The following is a 1,081-nucleotide window of genomic DNA, read 5'->3' as shown; positions in this document are numbered from 1 at the left end:
CCATGGATATAAGAAGAAGAACTTTCCGCTTTTTTCCGGCATGCGCATTCCTTGTTGTGCTGTGCTTGCAGTCGTGCCGCCGGGATGCTGCGCTGGAGCGTGCCCTTGCCTCTGCCGGCGACAACCGCCGTGAACTGGAAGGCGTGCTGCTGCACTACAAGGACGACAGCCTGAAACAGGCCGCCGCCCGTTTCCTGATAGCGAACATGCCCTACCACTTCTACGAGGAGGAATTCTACGCGCTTCCCGGAGGGGGGAGATACCGTCCGCGGCTGACGGATTTCCCCAGGGAGGAGGCGTGCAACGCACACCTCGACTCGCTGGCAAGGGCCGGACGCATGGGGGAGCGCCACCGTTACAAGGACATCCGGACACTGGACAGCGCCTTTCTGGTGCGGAATATCGACCTCGCCTTCGAGGCGTGGCGGAAACCTTGGGCGCGGCAAGTGCCTTTTCCCGTCTTCTGCCGCTACATTCTGCCCTATCGCATCAGTAGGGAATATCCCTCGGGACTACGGAAGGAGATGATGGATAGGTTCATCCCTCTGCTCGACTCCTCCGGTGTCTCCTCTCCGCTGGAGGCTTGCTCGCTGCTGAACAAGAGGCTTGCAACGGTGATGCGGTACAAGAAGAACTCCCTGCCCTTCTATCCCACCATCGAAGAGACGTATGCCTGGGGAGGTGCCCGATGTGAGGGCCTGTGCGACCTGGGATTGTTCGTGATGCGTGCCGCCGGCATACCCGTAGTGATGGACAGGACCCTGTGGACCCGTATGGACTGGGGACACAACTGGGGGGCCGTGTGGCACGAGGGACGCTTCCACAGCTTTGCCCCCGGAGAACAGTTGCCGGGGGAGTATCTGCCGGTGTTGAACAGCCGGGGGCATTTGAGACCTGCCAAGGTCTATCGCTCCCATTTCGAACCCTGTCCCGCGTCCGGCAGCGGAGAGGTGCCGGACGACGGCTATGGCACCTGGCTGAAAAGCCCCTTGCTGGAAGATGTCAGTATGGAGTACCTTGACCGCCCCGTCGACGTCCGTGTGTCGACCGACCGCATCCGTGAGTTCGCGCATGCCTCGGG

Annotated in this window: 1 protein-coding gene; it reads left to right on the top strand. The window is 61.3% G+C overall.

Annotated features, from left to right (window positions below):
• Window positions 1-2: 2 nt before the first annotated feature.
• On the top strand, window positions 3-1,081 hold a 1,079-nt coding region (locus tag M1B78_RS18390; RefSeq protein ID WP_257941488.1), incomplete at its 3' end, for a transglutaminase domain-containing protein.

The sequence above is a fragment of the Bacteroides muris (ex Fokt et al. 2023) genome (assembly GCF_024704895.1).
GTDB classification, from domain to species: Bacteria; Bacteroidota; Bacteroidia; order Bacteroidales; family Bacteroidaceae; genus Bacteroides; species Bacteroides muris.
The sequence above is the reverse complement of the archived record's forward strand: the minus strand, read 5'-3'. Positions and strand labels throughout refer to the sequence as shown.